A 14,568-nucleotide genomic window follows, 5' to 3' on the forward strand; every position below is an offset into this window, starting at 1 on the left:
TCGGGGTGGCCCCGGTCGTAGCCGGCCCGCCCCCGCCAGGATCCTTCGCGACCGTCATCACGCCACCCGCAGCCGGGTGGCCCGCCGGCCGGGCTCGCCGGCGGGCTCGGCGGCGTGCTCGACGTGCGGGCCGGCGGCCGCCGCGGCAGGGCCGCCGACGACCCGCTCGACCCGCAGCGGCACGTCCACCTCGACCTCGAGGGGGCGCGCGGCGGCCCCTCGCCCGGTGCGCCGCACGCGCAGGGTGCGGCGGCGCAGCCAGCCGGCCCCGTGGTCGACGCCGGACCAGGTGCCGCCCCGCGCGTCCAGGGTGACGTGCGCGCCGGGCCACACCGCCTGCGCCACCAGCACCGCGCCCCGCTCCCGGGCGCGCGCCGCCAGCCGGCGCCGGTCGCCGTCGAGCAGCGTGGCGCCGGGGCCGACGACCACCACGTCCATCCCGTCGAGCAGCGCGGCGAGGGCCGCCGGCGCGTCCGGGCCCGGGGCGGGCACGAGCACGGTCCGCCCGAGCGCGATCCCGGCGTCCGCGGCGGCCAGCATCCCGACGCTCGGCGCGCCGACGAGCGCGACCCACGCGCCGGACCGCGACGCCTCCGCCAGCAGCGCGAGCAGGAGGGTGGTCGAGCCGCGCACGGCGAGCACCGTGCCCGCCGTCAGGCCGCCGTCGGGCAGGAGGCCCGCCAGCCCCGGGTGCACCGGCAGCAGGCGGCCGCCCGGTTCCGTCCCACGACCGCCGAGCCGCTGACCGGGGTGCGGGACGGGGCGCTCCACGGGCCGCTGGCCGGTGCGCTGCTCCGCCGCCCGCAGCGCCGCCCGCGCGACGGCGGCACGGTCCACGGCGGCACGGTCCACGGCGGCACGGTCCACGGCGGCACGGTCGAGCGGGCGGTCGCGCTCGGGCAGGGGGCGGGCCGCGGTCCGCGGCGGGGCGACGACCGTCACGCGACCTCCCCCCGGGCCCGACGCGGGAGAGACCCGGCGGACCATGACCAGCAATGGACCAGCAACGACCAGCACGACGCGAACATCGCGTTCGAACGCTTGTTCGAACACTGTCAGTAGACGTCGCGGTGGCGACCGCTGTCAACCGCGCAGGTCGTCCGGGTGAGCGCCCGGCTCGTGTACGCTGCACTCGACATACCGCGCAGTCGGTATGTCGAACGAAAGGGCTCTCGGGAGCAGACTGGGCCCTCGACGACGAGGAGGTCGACCGTGCAGATCGTGGGCGCCGTGCTGGACCGCACCGGAGCACCTCCGCCGTACGCCACCTCCGGGGCGCTGCGTGCCACCACCCTCGAGCTCGACCCGCCCGGCCCCGGCGAGCTCCTCGTCCGCATCGAGGCCGCCGGGCTGTGCCACTCCGACCTGAGCGTGGTGGACGGCAGCCGCGAACGCCCTGTCCCCATGCTCCTCGGCCACGAGGCCGCCGGGATCGTGGAGGCGGTCGGCGCCGGGTCGGAGCACAGCGCCGACGACGCCGACGGCGAGCCCGACGGCATCGTCCCCGGCCGCCGCGTCGTCCTGACGTTCCTGCCGCGGTGCGGCACCTGCGCGGCCTGCGCCACGGACGGCCGGCTGCCCTGCTCGGTGGGCAGCGCCGCCAACGCGGCCGGCACGCTCGTCGGCGGCGCGGTACGGCTGCACCGCGGCCCCACCCTCGTGCACCACCACCTGGGCGCCAGCGCCTTCGCCACCCACGCCGTCGTGCACCGCACCTCCGTCGTCCCGGTGGACGACGACGTGCCCGCCGACGTCGCCGCCCTGCTGGGCTGCGCGGTCCTCACGGGCGGCGGCGCGGTCGTCAACGCCGGCCGCCCGGCGCCCGGCGACCGCGTGGCCGTCGTCGGGCTCGGCGGCGTCGGGATGGCCGCCCTGCTCGTGGCGCGCGCCCTGGGGCACGAGGTGCTGGGCGTCGACCCGGTGCCCGCCAAGCTCGACCTCGCCCGCAACCTCGGCGCCACGGCCTGCACCCCCACGGAGGCCCTCGACGCGGCCCTCGACGGCGGCGAGCGGGCGCCCGTGGTCGTCGAGGCGGCCGGGTCGGCGCGTGCGTTCGAGACCGCCCTGGCACTCACCGCGCCCGGCGGGACCACCGTCACGGCCGGGCTGCCCGGCCCCGACGCCCGCGCGTCCGTCGCGCCCCTGACCCTGACGGCCGAGGCCCGCACCGTCGTGGGCTCCTACCTCGGGTCGTCCGTGCCGCGGCGCGACATCCCGCGGTACATCGACCTGTGGCGCGCAGGCCGCCTGCCGCTCGAGTCGCTCGTCTCGGCCCGCATCGGGCTCGAGGACCTGCCCACCGCCCTGGACCAGCTCGCCGCCGGCGCCCAGCTGCGCCAGCTCATCACCTTCGACGAGAGGAACACCGCATGACCGCCACCACCGACTCCACCCCGCGCGTCGCCGTCGTCACCGGCGGCGCCCGCGGCATCGGCGCCGCGACCGCGCGCCGCCTGGCCGCCGACGGCCACGCCGTCGCCGTCCTCGACCTCCTGGAGGAGCAGGCCGCCGAGACCGCCGCCGGCATCGTCGCCGCCGGCGGGCGGGCGATCGGGATCGGCGTGGACGTCGCCGACGCCGCGGCGGTCGAGGCCGCCGTCGCGCGCGTGACCGACGAGCTCGGCGCGCCGACGATCGTCGTGAACAACGCCGGCATCCTGCGCGACAACCTGCTGTTCAAGATGTCCGAGGACGACTGGGACGCCGTGCTGCGCGTGCACCTGCGCGGCGCGTTCGTCGTGACGCGGGCCGTGCAGTCGCACATGGTCGCCGCCGGCTGGGGCCGCGTGGTCAACCTGTCCAGCACGTCCGCGCTGGGCAACCGGGGCCAGGCGAACTACTCCGCCGCGAAGGCGGGCATGCAGGGGTTCACCAAGACGCTCGCGATCGAGCTGGGCAAGTTCGGCGTCACCGCCAACGCGGTGGCGCCCGGCGTCATCGCCACCGACATGATCGCGGCGACGGCCGAGCGCATCGGCATGACGCCCGAGCAGTTCCACGCCGAGGCCGCCAAGGACGTGCCCGTCGGGCGGGTCGGGCAGCCGGAGGACATCGCGGCCGCCGTGTCGTTCTTCTGCTCCGAGGAGGCGTCGTTCGTCTCGGGCCAGGTGCTCTACGTGGCGGGCGGGCCGAAGGCGTGACGGGAGTGGAGCAAGGCGTGAGCACGACCATCAAGGTCTCCTCCCCCGCCACGCTGGGCGACGCCGTCGGGCAAAGAGCCACGGGCGAGTGGTTCCCGGTCGCGCAGGAGCGCATCGACGCGTTCGCCGACGCCACCGAGGACCTCCAGTGGATCCACGTCGACCCGTGGCGCGCCGCCGACGGCCCGTTCGGCACGACGATCGCCCACGGGTTCCTCACCCTGTCGCTGCTGCCCCGGCTGGCGTCGTCGCTGGTCGAGGTGGGCGGCGTCGCCATGGCGATGAACTACGGCCTGGACAAGGTGCGCTTCCTGCACCCCGTCCCCGCCGGCTCGCGCGTGCGCGCGACGACGGAGCTCACGGGCGCCGAGACCGTCGCCCAGGGCGTGCGGCTGGCCTCGACGGTGACCGTCGAGATCGAGGGGATCGACAAGCCGGCGCTCGTCGCACAGACGCTGGCGCTGTACGTCCCCGAGCGGTAGGCGGCGGGTATACTCGCGGTATGACCACGCCGGTGGAGATGACGACCATCAAGGTGCCGACCGCGGTGCGCGACCGGCTCAAGGCGCGCGCGGAGGCGCAGCACCTGACGCAGGGCGAGGCGCTCGAACGGCTTCTCGACGAGGCGGGCGACGAGAACATCCAGGCCTACATCACGGACGCCATGGACTCCTGGGGCGAAGCCCTGGACCGCCTCGCGTGACACGGTACGTCGCCCTGACCGACGCCCTCGCCGTCGTCGACCGCAACGACTGGCAGGTGCGCGACCTCGGCCTCCTGGACTCCGTGTGCCAGAGGCCGAGGTCGCGCATGTACGACGTCGAGCTCTACGAAGGGCTCGACCTCAAGGCCGCGGCGCTCATGGACTCGGCCAACCGCCTCCACCCGCTGCACGACGGGAACAAGCGGCTGCCACTGATCCTCGTGCACGTCTTCTACGCCATGAACGGCCGCCGGCTCGTCGGCGGACAGATCGAGATGGCCGACTTCGTGCTCACGGTCGCCGACACCCACCTCGCGCTCGACACGATGGCCGACTGGCTCGGGGCACACACCCAGCCACGCTGATCGGGCAGCCCGCCCTGCCCGGCCCCGACCGGGTCAGGCAAGATGACGCCATGACGACGAACCCGCAGGTCGCCCCCGGTCCCCGCCCGCGCGAACAGCGCCTGGCCGACACCCTGGCGATGCTCCGCACCCCCGCGCGGGACCTGTGGGTCGCCACCGCCTCGGTGGCCGACGACGGCATGCCCGTGCCGTACCTGGTCCCGCTGTCGCTGGCATGGATCGACGACCGCGTCGTCCTCGCGCTCGAGGCGACGTCGCGCACCGGCCGCAACCTGCTCGCCACCGGCACCGCACGGCTCTCCCTCGGGGCGACGCGCGACGTCGTCATGATCGACGCCGTCCTGGAGCGCTCGGTCCGCGTCGCCGAGGCGCCGCCCGAGCTCGCCGAGGGCTACGCCGCGCAGGCGGACTGGGACCCGCGCCCCGGCCGCGAGCACGACGTCTACCTCGTGCTCCGCCCCCACCGCGTCCAGGCCTGGCGCGAGGTCGACGAGCTCGCCGGCCGCACCCTCATGCGCGACGGCGAGTGGCTCTGAGGCGCGGGCTCGCGGCCGTCACCACGGCAGCACGCCGTCCCGGGAGACGAACGTCCCGGTCGGCCCGTCGGGGCCGAGCTGCGCCAGCCGGACGATGGTCTCGGCCCCCTCGGCGACGGTCTGCGTCCCGGCGAAGCCGTTCAGCGCGGTGGCGGTGAACCCCGGCTCGACGGCGTTGACGCGCGCAGCTGGGAACGCCTTCGCGTACTGGACGGTCAGCGCGTTCACCCCGGCCTTCGACGCCGGGTAGCCGAGCCCCGGGTAGAAGTGCGTCGGGCTGTACGGATCGCTCAGCCCGGTCAACGACGCCAGGCCGCTGGACACGTTGACGATCACGGGCGCCGCCGAGCGGTGCAGCAGCGACCAGAAGGCGTGCGTGACGCGGACGACGCCGAGCACGTTGGTCGCGAACGTCCGCAGCACGTCGGCCGCCGTCTCGTCCGCGGGCGTCGGGATCGCGTTGCCGGCGAGGCGGGGCTCGATCCCGGCGTTGTTGACCAGCACGTCGAGGCCGCCCGCCGCCTCGACGAGGTCGGCCGCGGCCGCCACGGAGGCGTCGTCGAGGACATCGAGGGGCACAACGCGCGCCCCGATCCTCGCGGCGACGGCGCGCCCGCGGCCCGCGTCGCGGGCCCCGATCCACACCTCGTGGCCGACGGCCGCGAGCCGGCGCGCCGTCTCCTCGCCGAGGCCCATGGTCGCTCCGGTGATCAGTGTCGTCGTCATGCCGTCAGCCTCGCCGCCGCGCGTCGCGGCAGGCAGTCGTCGGGCTGTCGTAGGACCGGCAGGGCCAGGACAGCCGGGCCGCCCGGGAGGCACACTCGACGCGTGGGATCCACGGAGCTCGGCCGGGCGGTGCGCCGCTGGCGCGACCGCGTCACCCCGGACGCGGCGGGCGTACCCGTCGGCGCGCGACGGCGGGCGCCCGGGCTGCGCCGCGAGGAGCTGGCGGACCGGGCCGGCATCTCGGTGGACTACCTCACGCGCCTCGAGCAGGGCCGCGCCACGTCGCCGTCGGCACAGGTCGCCGAGGCGCTCGCGCGGGCGCTGCGCCTGACGGACCCCGAGCGGGAGCTCCTGTTCCGCCTCGGGGGCCTCCCGGTGCCGGGCACCGGCGTGGTCCCGACGCGGATCCCGCCCAGCGTGCAGCGGCTGCTGGACCGCCTGGCGGACAGCCCGGTCGCCGTCTACGACGCGACGTGGACGCTCGTCACGGCCAACGCGGCGTACGACGCCCTGCTCGGAGCGACGACGGCGTGGCGCGGCATCGAGCGCAACGCGCTGTGGCGCCACCTCGTCGGGCCGGGTTCGCGCGTCGTGCACACCGCCGACGAGTACGCCGACCTCGTCGCCGGCCTGGTCGGCGACCTGCGCCTGACGGCGGCGCGCTACCCCGCCGACCCCCGCGTGCGGCGGCTCGTGGCCGAGCTGGGCACACTGAGCCCGCGGTTCGTCGAGCTCTGGGAGTCGGCCGAGGTCGCGCGCCGCGACGTCCCGTCCCGACGCAAGGTCGTCGACCACCCCGCGGTCGGGCGCCTCACCCTCGACTGCGACACGCTGGTCGTCGCGGGCGACGACCTGCGGGTCATGGTCTACGGGGCCGAGCCCGACACCGACGACGCCGAGCGGCTCGCGCTCGCCGTCGTCCTGGGCACGCAGGCGTTCGTGGGGTGAGGGTCGTCGGTCTACGCGACGCGCTCCAGCACCATCGCCATGCCCTGCCCGCCGCCGACGCACATCGTCTCCAGGCCGTAGCGGCCGCCGGACACCTCGAGCCCGTTGATGAGCGTCGACGTGATGCGGGCGCCGGTCATGCCGAACGGGTGCCCGACGGCGATGGCGCCGCCGTGCACGTTCAGCCGCTCGTCCTCGATGCCCAGCTCGAGGGCCGACGCGATGACCTGCGCGGCGAACGCCTCGTTGATCTCGACGAGGTCCATGTCGTCGATCCCGAGGCCGGCGCGGCCGAGCGCCTGCCGGCTCGCCTCGACCGGGCCGAGGCCCATGATCTCGGGCGACAGGCCCGTGACGCCGGTCGACACGACGCGGGCGAGCGGCGTGAGGCCGAGCTCCTCGACCACTCGGTCGGAGACCACGACGACGGCGGCGGCCCCGTCGTTGAGCGGGCACGCGTTGCCCGCCGTGACCGTGCCGTCGGGGCGGAACACCGGGTCGAGGGTCGCGAGCTTCTCGACCGTCGTCCCGGGGCGCGGGCCGTCGTCCGCGGACACCACGGTCCCGTCGTCGAGCGTGACGGGCGTGATGTCCCGCGCCCAGAAGCCGTCCGCGATCGCCGCCTCGGCGCGCTGCTGGCTGCGCGCCGCGAACTCGTCCTGGTCGCGGCGCGAGATGCCGCGCAGGTCCGCGACGTTCTCCGCCGTCTGGCCCATCGCGATGTAGGCGTCCGGCAGGCCGCCGTCGGCACGCGGGTCCGTCCACGTCCCGGCGCCGCCGACGGCGCGCTTCGCGGTGCGCTCCAGCGCGTCGGCGAAGCGCGGGTTCGTGAGGTCGACCCCGGGGATCTCGTCGCTCGACCCGACGGCCATGCCGCTCACCGACTCGACCCCGGCGGAGACGAAGACGTCGCCCTCCCCCGCCTTGATGGCGTGGAACGCCATGCGCGTGGTCTGCAGGCTGGAGGAGCAGTAGCGGGTCACGGTGGTGCCGGGCACGGAGTCCCAGCCGTTCAGGACCGCCACGACGCGGGCCATGTTCATGCCCTGCCTGCCGCCGGGCAGCCCGCAGCCCAGCAGCAGGTCGTCGATGCGGGCCGGGTCGAGCCCGGGCACCTGCGCGACGGCCGCGGAGACCATCCGCGCGGCGAGGTCGTCGGCGCGGACGTCCTTGAGCGAGCCCTTGTGCGCGCGGCCGATCGGCGAGCGCGCGGTGGCGACGATGTACGCCTCGGTCATGTCGTGTCTCCTTGCGAGGTCGGAGCGGGTCGGTGGAGAGCGGTGCGGGTCGGTGGTGCGAGGGGGTGCGCGGCGCTGACGGACGGGCTCAGACGAACGCCGCGTGGCCGGTGATCTCGCGCCCGACGATGAGGTTGTTCATGTCCCGGGTGCCCTCGAACGTGTACACGGCCTCGGCGTCGGCGAAGTACCGCGCGACGCCGGTGTCGAGGGTGATGCCGTTGCCCCCGCAGGCCTCGCGGGCGAGGGCGACGGTCTCGCGCATGCGGGTGGTGACGAACGACTTGGCCATCGCGGCGTGCGCGTCGCGCTGCGTCCCGGCGTCCTGCAGCTGGGACACCCGCACGCACACGGCCAGGCTCGCGGTGACGTTGGCGAGCGCGGTGGCGAGCTTGTCCTGGATCAGCTGGTAGCTGGCGATCGGGTGCCCGAACTGCTCGCGCTGCCTCGTGTACGCGACGGCCGCCTCGTACGCGCCGATCATCGTGCCGAGCGACTGCCAGGCCACGCCGTCGCGGGTGACGCGCAGCACCTGGGCGACGTCGCGGAAGCTGTCGATGCGCTGCAGCCGGTCGGCCTCCGCGACCTGGACGCCGTCGAGCTCGATGTCCGCGTTCTGCACGATCCGTAGCGACTGCTTGCGCTCGATCTTCGTCGCGGTGAAGCCCGGCGTCCCCTTCCGCACGAGGAAGCCCTTGACCTGGTCGTCCGCGGTGTCCTTGGCCCAGATCACGACGACGTCGGCGAAGGTCGCGTTGCCGATCCAGCGCTTGGCGCCGTGCAGCGTCCAGGTGTCGCCGTGGCGGGTGGCGGTGGTGCGCAGGCCCTTGGCGGTGTCCGAGCCGGACAGCGGCTCGGTGAGGCCGAACGCCCCGATGAGGTCGCCGCTCGCCATGGGCGGCAGCCACTGCGCGCGCTGCTCGGGCGAGCCGCCGAGCCCGATGGCGCTCATCGCGAGCCCCGAGGACACGCCGATGAAGGTGCAGAAGGAGGAGTCCACGCGGGCCAGCTCCATGCCGATCCAGCCGCGGAACACGGCCGAGCTCTCGAACGGCGCGCACTCGGGCCACGCCGCGCCCACCGTGCCCAGCTCGGCGAAGGGCTTGAACAGGTGCACGGGGCACTCCGCGCGCTCCCAGTAGTCGTCGGCGAGGGGGCGCACCTCGCGCTCCATGAACTCGCGTACGGCGAGCGCCGCCTCCTGCTCGCGGGGAGACAGCAGGCCCTGGAAGCCGTAGAAGTCGGCGTCCAGCAGGGCGGGGACGGTGGCCACGTCGGGGGCCGGGGCGGTGAACGTCATCGTTGCTCCGATCGTCGTCGAACGCGACCAGTGTGCACCCGCGTGCATCATTTTCCAAGATGTTGCACGAATCTCGGCCCGCCGCACTAGGCTGCGGGCATGCCGGACAGCGCCACCAGCACCTCGACCGACCTGCATGCCGAGCTGCATGCCGACGCGCGCGACGCCGCGCCGGACGGCGGGCACCACGACGCGCCCGTCGCGGCCGTCGGCCTCGAGGCCGCGCCCACGCCACTGTCCCTGCGCCTGGCCCCCGGCGCCCACGCCGACGCCCGGCGCGCGTTCGACCTCGCGCGCGAGACGTTCATCGCCGGCCGGCGCCTCGACATGGGCTCCCTCGCCGCGAGCCTGGGGGTGGACCGCACCTCCGTGTTCCGCTGGGTCGGCAATCGCGACGCGTTGCTCACCGAGGTGCTCTGGTCGCTGGCCGTGCCCACCCTGGTCCAGGCCGATCGCGCGACGGCGTCCGAGCGCGGGGCGGCGCGGGTCGCCGACCTCCTCACGCGCTTTGCGGGCGACCTCATCACCGCCCCCTACTTCCGCGACTTCCTCGCCAAGGAGCCCGCCCGCGCCCTGCGGCTGCTGACCACGAAGGCCAGCCCCATCCAGCACCGCTTCCTCGCCACGTGCGAGTGGCTGGTCCGCACCGAGATCGGCGACCACCCGTTCGACGACGGCGCAGGCGAAGGCGGCGAGGGCGACGGCGGCATCGACCCGGCGTCCCTCGCCTACCTGCTGGTGCGCGTCTCCGAGTCGTTCACCTACGCCGACCTGATCACGGGCGAGGCGCCCGAGGCGGACCGCGCCGCCGTCGCGTTCCGGCACCTGCTGCGAGTACCGCCGACCCCCGCCTGAGCCGTCGCCCCACCCCAGAGACCCCAGGAGCACCGATGCCCCGCGCCCGTCACCCGTTCCCCCTGCGCTGGAACGACAACGACCAGTACGGCCACGTCAACAACACCGTGTACTACGCCGCGATGGACACCGCCGTGAACGCGTGGATGATCGCCCACGGCGGGCTCGACCCCCGCGGCGACGTGATCGGGCTGTGCGTCGCGTCGTCGTGCGAGTTCCGCGCCCCGGCGTCGTATCCCGAGGAGCTCGAGGTGGGGATCGGCGTGGAGCGCCTGGGGCGCACCAGCCTCACCTGGGACCTGCACGTGCTGCGCGCGGGCGGCGACGAGCCGATCGCGGTCGGGCGGTTCACGCACGTGTTCGTCGACGAGCAGACCCGACGCCCGGTGCCCGTGCCGGACGGCATCCGCGAGGCGGTCGCCACCCTCGACTGACCCCGCGGCGACGCCCCCACCCGCCTGTTCGGCACGCGACGGGAGGCATGGTCGCTCCACATACCGACTGCGCGGTATGCTCGCCGCGAGCCCCGGGACGAGCCGGGTCGACGGAAGGTGGTCATCGATGACCGACGTGCCCGGACTGGACACCGCAGGGCTGCGGCAATGGCTGGAGCGGGAGCACCCCGAGCTCGCCGGCGGCGGTCCCGGCGAGAGCGCCGGCACCGAGCTCACCGCGAGCGTGATCGCCGGCGGCCGCAGCAACCTCACCTACCGGGTCGACGGGGCCCGCGTGCCGCTCGTCGTGCGGCGCCCCCCGCTGGGTCACGTGCTGTCCACCGCGCACGACATGCGGCGCGAGCACCGGGTCGTCACCGCCCTCGCGGACAGCCCCGTGCCGGTGCCCCGCACCGTCGACGTCGTCGACGACACCGACCGGGCCGAGGTCACGGGCACCGTCTTCTTCGTCATGGAGCACGTGGCAGGCACGGTGCTGTCCCGGCCGGGGCAGAACGCCGCCTTCACGACCGGCGGCCTCCACGCCCTCGGACTCGAGCTCGCGCAGGTGCTCGCCGACCTGCACGCCGTCGACCCGGCCGCCGTCGGGCTCGCGGACTTCGGCCGCCCCGACGGCTACCTCGACCGCCAGGTCGCCACCTGGCGGCGCCAGTACGACGCCTCCCGCTCCCGCCCCCAGCCCCGCCTCGACGCGCTGCAGGACCGGCTCGCCGCGAGCGTCCCCGACTCGGGCGGGCGCACCGGCATCGTGCACGGCGACTACCGCCTCGACAACGCGATCGTCGTCGGGCCGCCCGACGCCCCCCGCGTCGCCGCCGTCCTCGACTGGGAGATGGCGACGCTCGGCGACCCCCTGGTCGACCTCGGCATGCTCGGCCTGTACTGGGACATCCGCGGCCTCACCGGCGCGGACGGCTCCCCGGACGGCGCCGACGACAACGGCGCGCTGAGCGCCGTCGTCCCGGGCGCGGGCTACCCGGAGTTCGCGGAGCTCGTCGACGCCTACGCCGCACGGTCGGGCACCGCGCCGCCCGACCTGGCCTGGTACCGCGCGTTCGCGGCGTACAAGCTCGCCGTGATCCTCGAGGGGATCCACTACCGCTACCGGGCGGGCGAGACGGTGGGCGACGGCTTCGACCGGATCGGCGCGCTCGTCGCCCCGCTGGCCGAGGACGGTCTCGCACACCTGCCGTCGACGACGCCGACCACGCCGTCGAGCACGACACCGCCCACGACGCCCGCCGGGAGGGCCTGACCATGGACTTCGCCCCCGACGCCCGCACCGCCGAGCTCACCGACCGGGTCCGCGCGTTCCTCGACGAGCGCGTGCTGCCGGCGGAGCCGGTGCTCGACGCGCAGCTCGCGGCCGCCCCGGACGACTGGTCCCCGCCGCCCGTGGTGCGCGACCTGCAGGCCGCCGCGCGCGAGCAGGGCCTGTGGAACCTGTTCCTCCCGAGCGACGGGCCCGCCGGTGACCGCGGCGCCGGCCTCACGAACCTCCAGTACGCGCCGCTGGCCGAGCTCACCGGCTGGAGCCCCCGGCTGGGCCCGGCCGCGTTCAACTGCGCGGCGCCCGACACCGGCAACATGGAGCTGCTCGCGCACTTCGGCACGCCCGACCAGCAGCGCGAGTGGCTCGACCCGCTGCTCGACGCGCGCATCCGGTCCGCGTTCTGCATGACCGAGCCGGGCGTGGCCTCCAGCGACGCCTCGCAGGTCGGCACCCGCATCCGGCGCGACGGCGACGACCTCGTGATCACCGGCCGCAAGTGGTGGTCGACCGGCGCGATGAACCCCGGCGCGACGCTGCTCGTCGTCATGGGCAAGACCGACCCCGACGCGCCCCGCCACCGGCAGCAGTCGATGGTGCTCGTGCCGCGCGACACCCCCGGCGTGACGGTCGTGCGCCCCCTGACCGTGTTCGGCTACGACGACCGCGACCACGGCGGGCACGCCGAGATCGTCTTCGACGACGCCCGCGTGCCCGCCGCGAACCTGCTGGGCGGCGCGGGCGAGGGGTTCGCCATCGCCCAGGCACGCCTCGGGCCGGGCCGCATCCACCACTGCATGCGCGCCCTCGGCATGGCCGAGCGGGCGCTGGCGCTCGCCGCGGAGCGGGCCCGCGAGCGCACCGCGTTCGGCCGCCCGCTGGCCGAGCAGGGCGTCGTGCGCGAGTGGGTCGCGACCTCCCGGGTCGAGATCGAGGCGCTCCGCCTGCTCGTCCTCAAGACCGCGTGGCTCATGGACACGGTCGGCAACCGGCAGGCCATGCGCGAGATCCAGGCCATCAAGATCGCCGTGCCGCGCGCGGTCCAGGCGGTCCTCGACCGTGCGATGCAGCTCTTCGGCGCCGCCGGGCTGTCGGGCGACCAGCCTCTCGCGGAGATGTTCGCCGCGGCCCGCGCCCTGCGCCTCGCCGACGGCCCCGACGAGGTGCACCTGAGCTCCCTCGGGCGGGCCGAGCTCCGCCCCTGAGCCCCACCCACCTCCGTCCACGATCGACGACGACGAAAGGACCGGACATGACCACCATCCCCGACCCCGGCGCCCCCGCCACCGGCTCCCCCGGACCAGCCCGCGCCACCGCCGACCACGTCACCGACCACGTCACCGACGACGTCACCGACGACGTCACCGACGACGCCGTCGACGGCCCCGGCTTCGGGACGCTCTCGGCGGCGTCGCTGCTGGCGGAGACGGCGCGACGCCATCCCGACTACCCGGCCCTGCACTTCGCGGGGACCACCACCTCCTACGGCGAGCTGTGGGACCAGACCCGCGCCTACGCCGGCGCCCTCGCGGCGCGCGGGATCGGACGCGGCTCCCGCGTGGCGATGGTCGTGCCGAACGTGCCCGACTTCGCGCGCGTCTACTACGCCGCGCTCACGCTGGGCGCCGTCGTCGTCCCGATCCACCTGCTGTTCCGGGCCGGCGAGATCGAGTTCGTGCTGCGCGACAGCCGGGCCGACGTCGTGGTCGCGGCCGCGCCGATGCTCGCCGAGGCCGCCCCCGCTGCCGAGCGCGCGGGCGTCCCCGTGCTGACGGTCCTCGCCCCCGCCGCCGATCAGGGCGGCCCGGTGCTCCCCCGCCTCGAGGACGAGGCCGTCGCGGCGACCCCGGTCGTGCGGCACACGCCGGTGCACCCCACCGCCGCCGCGACCATCCTCTACACGAGCGGCACCACCGGGCTGCCCAAGGGCGCCGTCGGTTCCCACCTGGCTGCGGTGGAGCAGGTGCACTGCTCGCTCATCGACTCCTTCGACCTGCGGCACGACGACGTCGTCTTCGGCGGCCTGCCCCTGTTCCACGCGTTCGGCCAGATGGCGGTGATGAACTGCGCGTTCCGCGTCGGGGCGTCGGTGGTGCTGCTGCCCCGGTTCGACCCGGACCAGGCGCTCGAGCTCCTCGTCGCGCACCGGGCCACGGTGTTCACCGCCGTGCCGACGATGTTCGTCGGGATGCTGGAGGCCGCCCGCCGCAGCGACGCCCGGCCGCCGCTGCGGTATGCCGTGTCGGGCGGCGCGGCCCTGCCGGTGAGCGTGCTCGAGGAGTTCGCCTCCGCCTACGGCGCCGAGGTGCACGAGGGGTACGGCCTCACGGAGACGTCCCCCAGCGTCTCGTTCAACACGGTGTTCGAGCCGATCCGGCCCGGCACCGTGGGCCGCCCGATGTGGGGCGTGGACGTCGCCGTCGCGGACGCCGTGATCGACCACGAGGTGCACCTGCTGACGGAGCCGGGCGCGCTCGGCGAGATCGTGGTGCGCGGGCACAACCTGCTCAAGGGCTACCTGGGGCGCCCGGACGCCGACGCCGCGGCCGTCGTCGACGGCTGGTTCCGCACCGGCGACCTCGGCACCCTCGACGCCGACGGCATCCTCGCGATCACCGACCGCAAGAAGGACATGATCATCCGCAACGGGTACAACGTGTATCCCACCGAGGTGGAGGCGACGCTGATCTCCCACCCCGACGTCGCGCTGGCCGCCGTCTTCGGCGTCACCGACCCGCTGCATGGTCAGGAGATCCACGCCGCCGTCGTGCCCGCCGACGGGCGCACCATCGACGCCGACGCGCTCGTCACCTGGATCCGCGAGCGCGTGGCCGCGTTCAAGTACCCCCGCGTCGTGCACGTGGTGGACGAGCTCCCCCTCGGCCCGAGCGGCAAGATCCTCAAGCGCGAGCTGCCCGGCCGGTTCGCCCCCGTGGCACCGGCCCCCACCTCCGCGAGATAGAGAGGGGAAACCCGCGAGATGGAGAGGGGGTGGACCGATCCTGGTCCACCCCCTCTCTATCTCGCGGGTT

Annotated in this window: 16 protein-coding genes; 12 read left to right on the forward strand and 4 right to left on the reverse strand. The window is 75.1% G+C overall.

The window, feature by feature from the left end:
- Positions 1-57: 57 nt before the first annotated feature.
- Positions 58-942, reverse strand: a complete 885-nt coding sequence (locus ABZ493_RS16670) for a hypothetical protein (RefSeq protein WP_430583269.1) — start codon at positions 940-942, stop codon at positions 58-60.
- Positions 943-1,212: 270 nt separating this feature from the next.
- Here ABZ493_RS16670 and ABZ493_RS16675 point away from each other — a divergent pair, with 270 nt between their 5' ends.
- The 6 genes from ABZ493_RS16675 to ABZ493_RS16700 are packed head-to-tail and all read left to right on the forward strand — an operon-like array spanning position 1,213 to position 4,744.
- Positions 1,213-2,373: a zinc-binding dehydrogenase gene (locus tag ABZ493_RS16675; protein WP_430583270.1), complete on the forward strand. Its 1,161-nt coding sequence runs from the start codon at positions 1,213-1,215 to the stop codon at positions 2,371-2,373.
- Positions 2,370-3,140, forward strand: a complete 771-nt coding sequence (gene fabG / locus ABZ493_RS16680; RefSeq protein WP_430583271.1) for a 3-oxoacyl-ACP reductase FabG — start codon at positions 2,370-2,372, stop codon at positions 3,138-3,140. Before ABZ493_RS16675 ends, fabG begins: the two co-directional genes overlap by 4 nt.
- 17 nt (positions 3,141-3,157) lie before the next feature.
- Entirely contained in the window at positions 3,158-3,622 is a 465-nt protein-coding gene (locus tag ABZ493_RS16685) for a MaoC family dehydratase (RefSeq protein WP_430583272.1), read from the forward strand.
- Between the two features lie 20 nt (positions 3,623-3,642).
- Positions 3,643-3,843: a hypothetical protein gene (locus ABZ493_RS16690; protein WP_430583273.1), complete on the forward strand. Its 201-nt coding sequence runs from the start codon at positions 3,643-3,645 to the stop codon at positions 3,841-3,843.
- Positions 3,840-4,208 carry a Fic family protein gene (locus ABZ493_RS16695; RefSeq protein ID WP_430583274.1) on the forward strand — a complete coding sequence of 123 codons (369 nt, stop codon included), beginning with the start codon at positions 3,840-3,842 and terminating at the stop codon, positions 4,206-4,208. Before ABZ493_RS16690 ends, ABZ493_RS16695 begins: the two co-directional genes overlap by 4 nt.
- A gap of 50 nt (positions 4,209-4,258) precedes the next feature.
- The gene (locus tag ABZ493_RS16700) at positions 4,259-4,744 is read left to right on the forward strand and encodes a pyridoxamine 5'-phosphate oxidase family protein (protein ID WP_430583275.1); all 486 of its coding nucleotides are present in this window, start codon (positions 4,259-4,261) and stop codon (positions 4,742-4,744) included.
- Between the two features lie 18 nt (positions 4,745-4,762).
- Here the strand turns inward: ABZ493_RS16700 and ABZ493_RS16705 are convergent, their stop codons facing one another.
- Positions 4,763-5,470 carry an SDR family NAD(P)-dependent oxidoreductase gene (locus ABZ493_RS16705; protein ID WP_430583276.1) on the reverse strand — a complete coding sequence of 236 codons (708 nt, stop codon included), beginning with the start codon at positions 5,468-5,470 and terminating at the stop codon, positions 4,763-4,765.
- 102 nt (positions 5,471-5,572) lie between these two features.
- On the opposite strand from ABZ493_RS16705, the gene ABZ493_RS16710 reads away from it, so the two are divergent.
- Positions 5,573-6,418: a helix-turn-helix transcriptional regulator gene (locus ABZ493_RS16710; RefSeq protein ID WP_430583277.1), complete on the forward strand. Its 846-nt coding sequence runs from the start codon at positions 5,573-5,575 to the stop codon at positions 6,416-6,418.
- Positions 6,419-6,429: 11 nt separating this feature from the next.
- On the opposite strand, the gene ABZ493_RS16715 is transcribed toward ABZ493_RS16710, so the two are convergent.
- Together ABZ493_RS16715 and ABZ493_RS16720 are read right to left on the reverse strand one after the other, a co-directional pair.
- The gene (locus ABZ493_RS16715) at positions 6,430-7,656 is read right to left on the reverse strand and encodes an acetyl-CoA C-acetyltransferase (RefSeq protein ID WP_430583278.1); all 1,227 of its coding nucleotides are present in this window, start codon (positions 7,654-7,656) and stop codon (positions 6,430-6,432) included.
- An 88-nt stretch (positions 7,657-7,744) separates the two neighbouring features.
- Entirely contained in the window at positions 7,745-8,956 is a 1,212-nt protein-coding gene (locus ABZ493_RS16720) for an acyl-CoA dehydrogenase family protein (RefSeq protein ID WP_430583279.1), read from the reverse strand.
- 99 nt (positions 8,957-9,055) lie between these two features.
- Between ABZ493_RS16720 and ABZ493_RS16725 the strand changes: the two genes are divergently transcribed.
- The 5 genes from ABZ493_RS16725 to ABZ493_RS16745 all read left to right on the forward strand — a co-directional run bounded on the left by ABZ493_RS16725 (position 9,056) and on the right by ABZ493_RS16745 (position 14,498).
- Complete coding sequence (locus ABZ493_RS16725; protein WP_430583280.1) at positions 9,056-9,811, forward strand: QsdR family transcriptional regulator; 756 nt, start codon at positions 9,056-9,058, stop codon at positions 9,809-9,811.
- Between the two features lie 35 nt (positions 9,812-9,846).
- Positions 9,847-10,245: a thioesterase family protein gene (locus ABZ493_RS16730; RefSeq protein WP_430583281.1), complete on the forward strand. Its 399-nt coding sequence runs from the start codon at positions 9,847-9,849 to the stop codon at positions 10,243-10,245.
- A gap of 127 nt (positions 10,246-10,372) precedes the next feature.
- Complete coding sequence (locus tag ABZ493_RS16735) at positions 10,373-11,521, forward strand: phosphotransferase family protein (protein WP_430583282.1); 1,149 nt, start codon at positions 10,373-10,375, stop codon at positions 11,519-11,521.
- A 2-nt stretch (positions 11,522-11,523) separates the two neighbouring features.
- A complete protein-coding gene (locus tag ABZ493_RS16740; protein ID WP_430583283.1) occupies positions 11,524-12,741 on the forward strand; it encodes an acyl-CoA dehydrogenase family protein in 1,218 nt (405 codons plus the stop codon).
- 47 nt (positions 12,742-12,788) lie between these two features.
- Positions 12,789-14,498 carry an AMP-binding protein gene (locus ABZ493_RS16745; protein WP_430583284.1) on the forward strand — a complete coding sequence of 570 codons (1,710 nt, stop codon included), beginning with the start codon at positions 12,789-12,791 and terminating at the stop codon, positions 14,496-14,498.
- Positions 14,499-14,568 lie beyond the last annotated feature (70 nt).

Origin of the sequence: Isoptericola sp. NPDC019482 (assembly GCF_040632295.1) — a bacterium.
GTDB lineage: Bacteria > Actinomycetota > Actinomycetes > Actinomycetales > Cellulomonadaceae > Isoptericola.

Bases quoted from the DNA above. Each gene is read 5' to 3' on its own strand.
- fabG (WP_430583271.1), top strand. From the start codon at position 2,370: ATGACCGCCACCACCGACTCCACCCCGCGCGTCGCCGTCGTCACCGGC.
- ABZ493_RS16690 (WP_430583273.1), top strand. From the start codon at position 3,643: ATGACCACGCCGGTGGAGATGACGACCATCAAGGTGCCGACCGCGGTG.
- ABZ493_RS16700 (WP_430583275.1), top strand. From the start codon at position 4,259: ATGACGACGAACCCGCAGGTCGCCCCCGGTCCCCGCCCGCGCGAACAG.
- ABZ493_RS16705 (WP_430583276.1), bottom strand. From the start codon at position 5,470: ATGACGACGACACTGATCACCGGAGCGACCATGGGCCTCGGCGAGGAG.
- ABZ493_RS16715 (WP_430583278.1), bottom strand. From the start codon at position 7,656: ATGACCGAGGCGTACATCGTCGCCACCGCGCGCTCGCCGATCGGCCGC.
- ABZ493_RS16720 (WP_430583279.1), bottom strand. From the start codon at position 8,956: ATGACGTTCACCGCCCCGGCCCCCGACGTGGCCACCGTCCCCGCCCTG.
- ABZ493_RS16725 (WP_430583280.1), top strand. From the start codon at position 9,056: ATGCCGGACAGCGCCACCAGCACCTCGACCGACCTGCATGCCGAGCTG.
- ABZ493_RS16730 (WP_430583281.1), top strand. From the start codon at position 9,847: ATGCCCCGCGCCCGTCACCCGTTCCCCCTGCGCTGGAACGACAACGAC.
- ABZ493_RS16735 (WP_430583282.1), top strand. From the start codon at position 10,373: ATGACCGACGTGCCCGGACTGGACACCGCAGGGCTGCGGCAATGGCTG.
- ABZ493_RS16740 (WP_430583283.1), top strand. From the start codon at position 11,524: ATGGACTTCGCCCCCGACGCCCGCACCGCCGAGCTCACCGACCGGGTC.
- ABZ493_RS16745 (WP_430583284.1), top strand. From the start codon at position 12,789: ATGACCACCATCCCCGACCCCGGCGCCCCCGCCACCGGCTCCCCCGGA.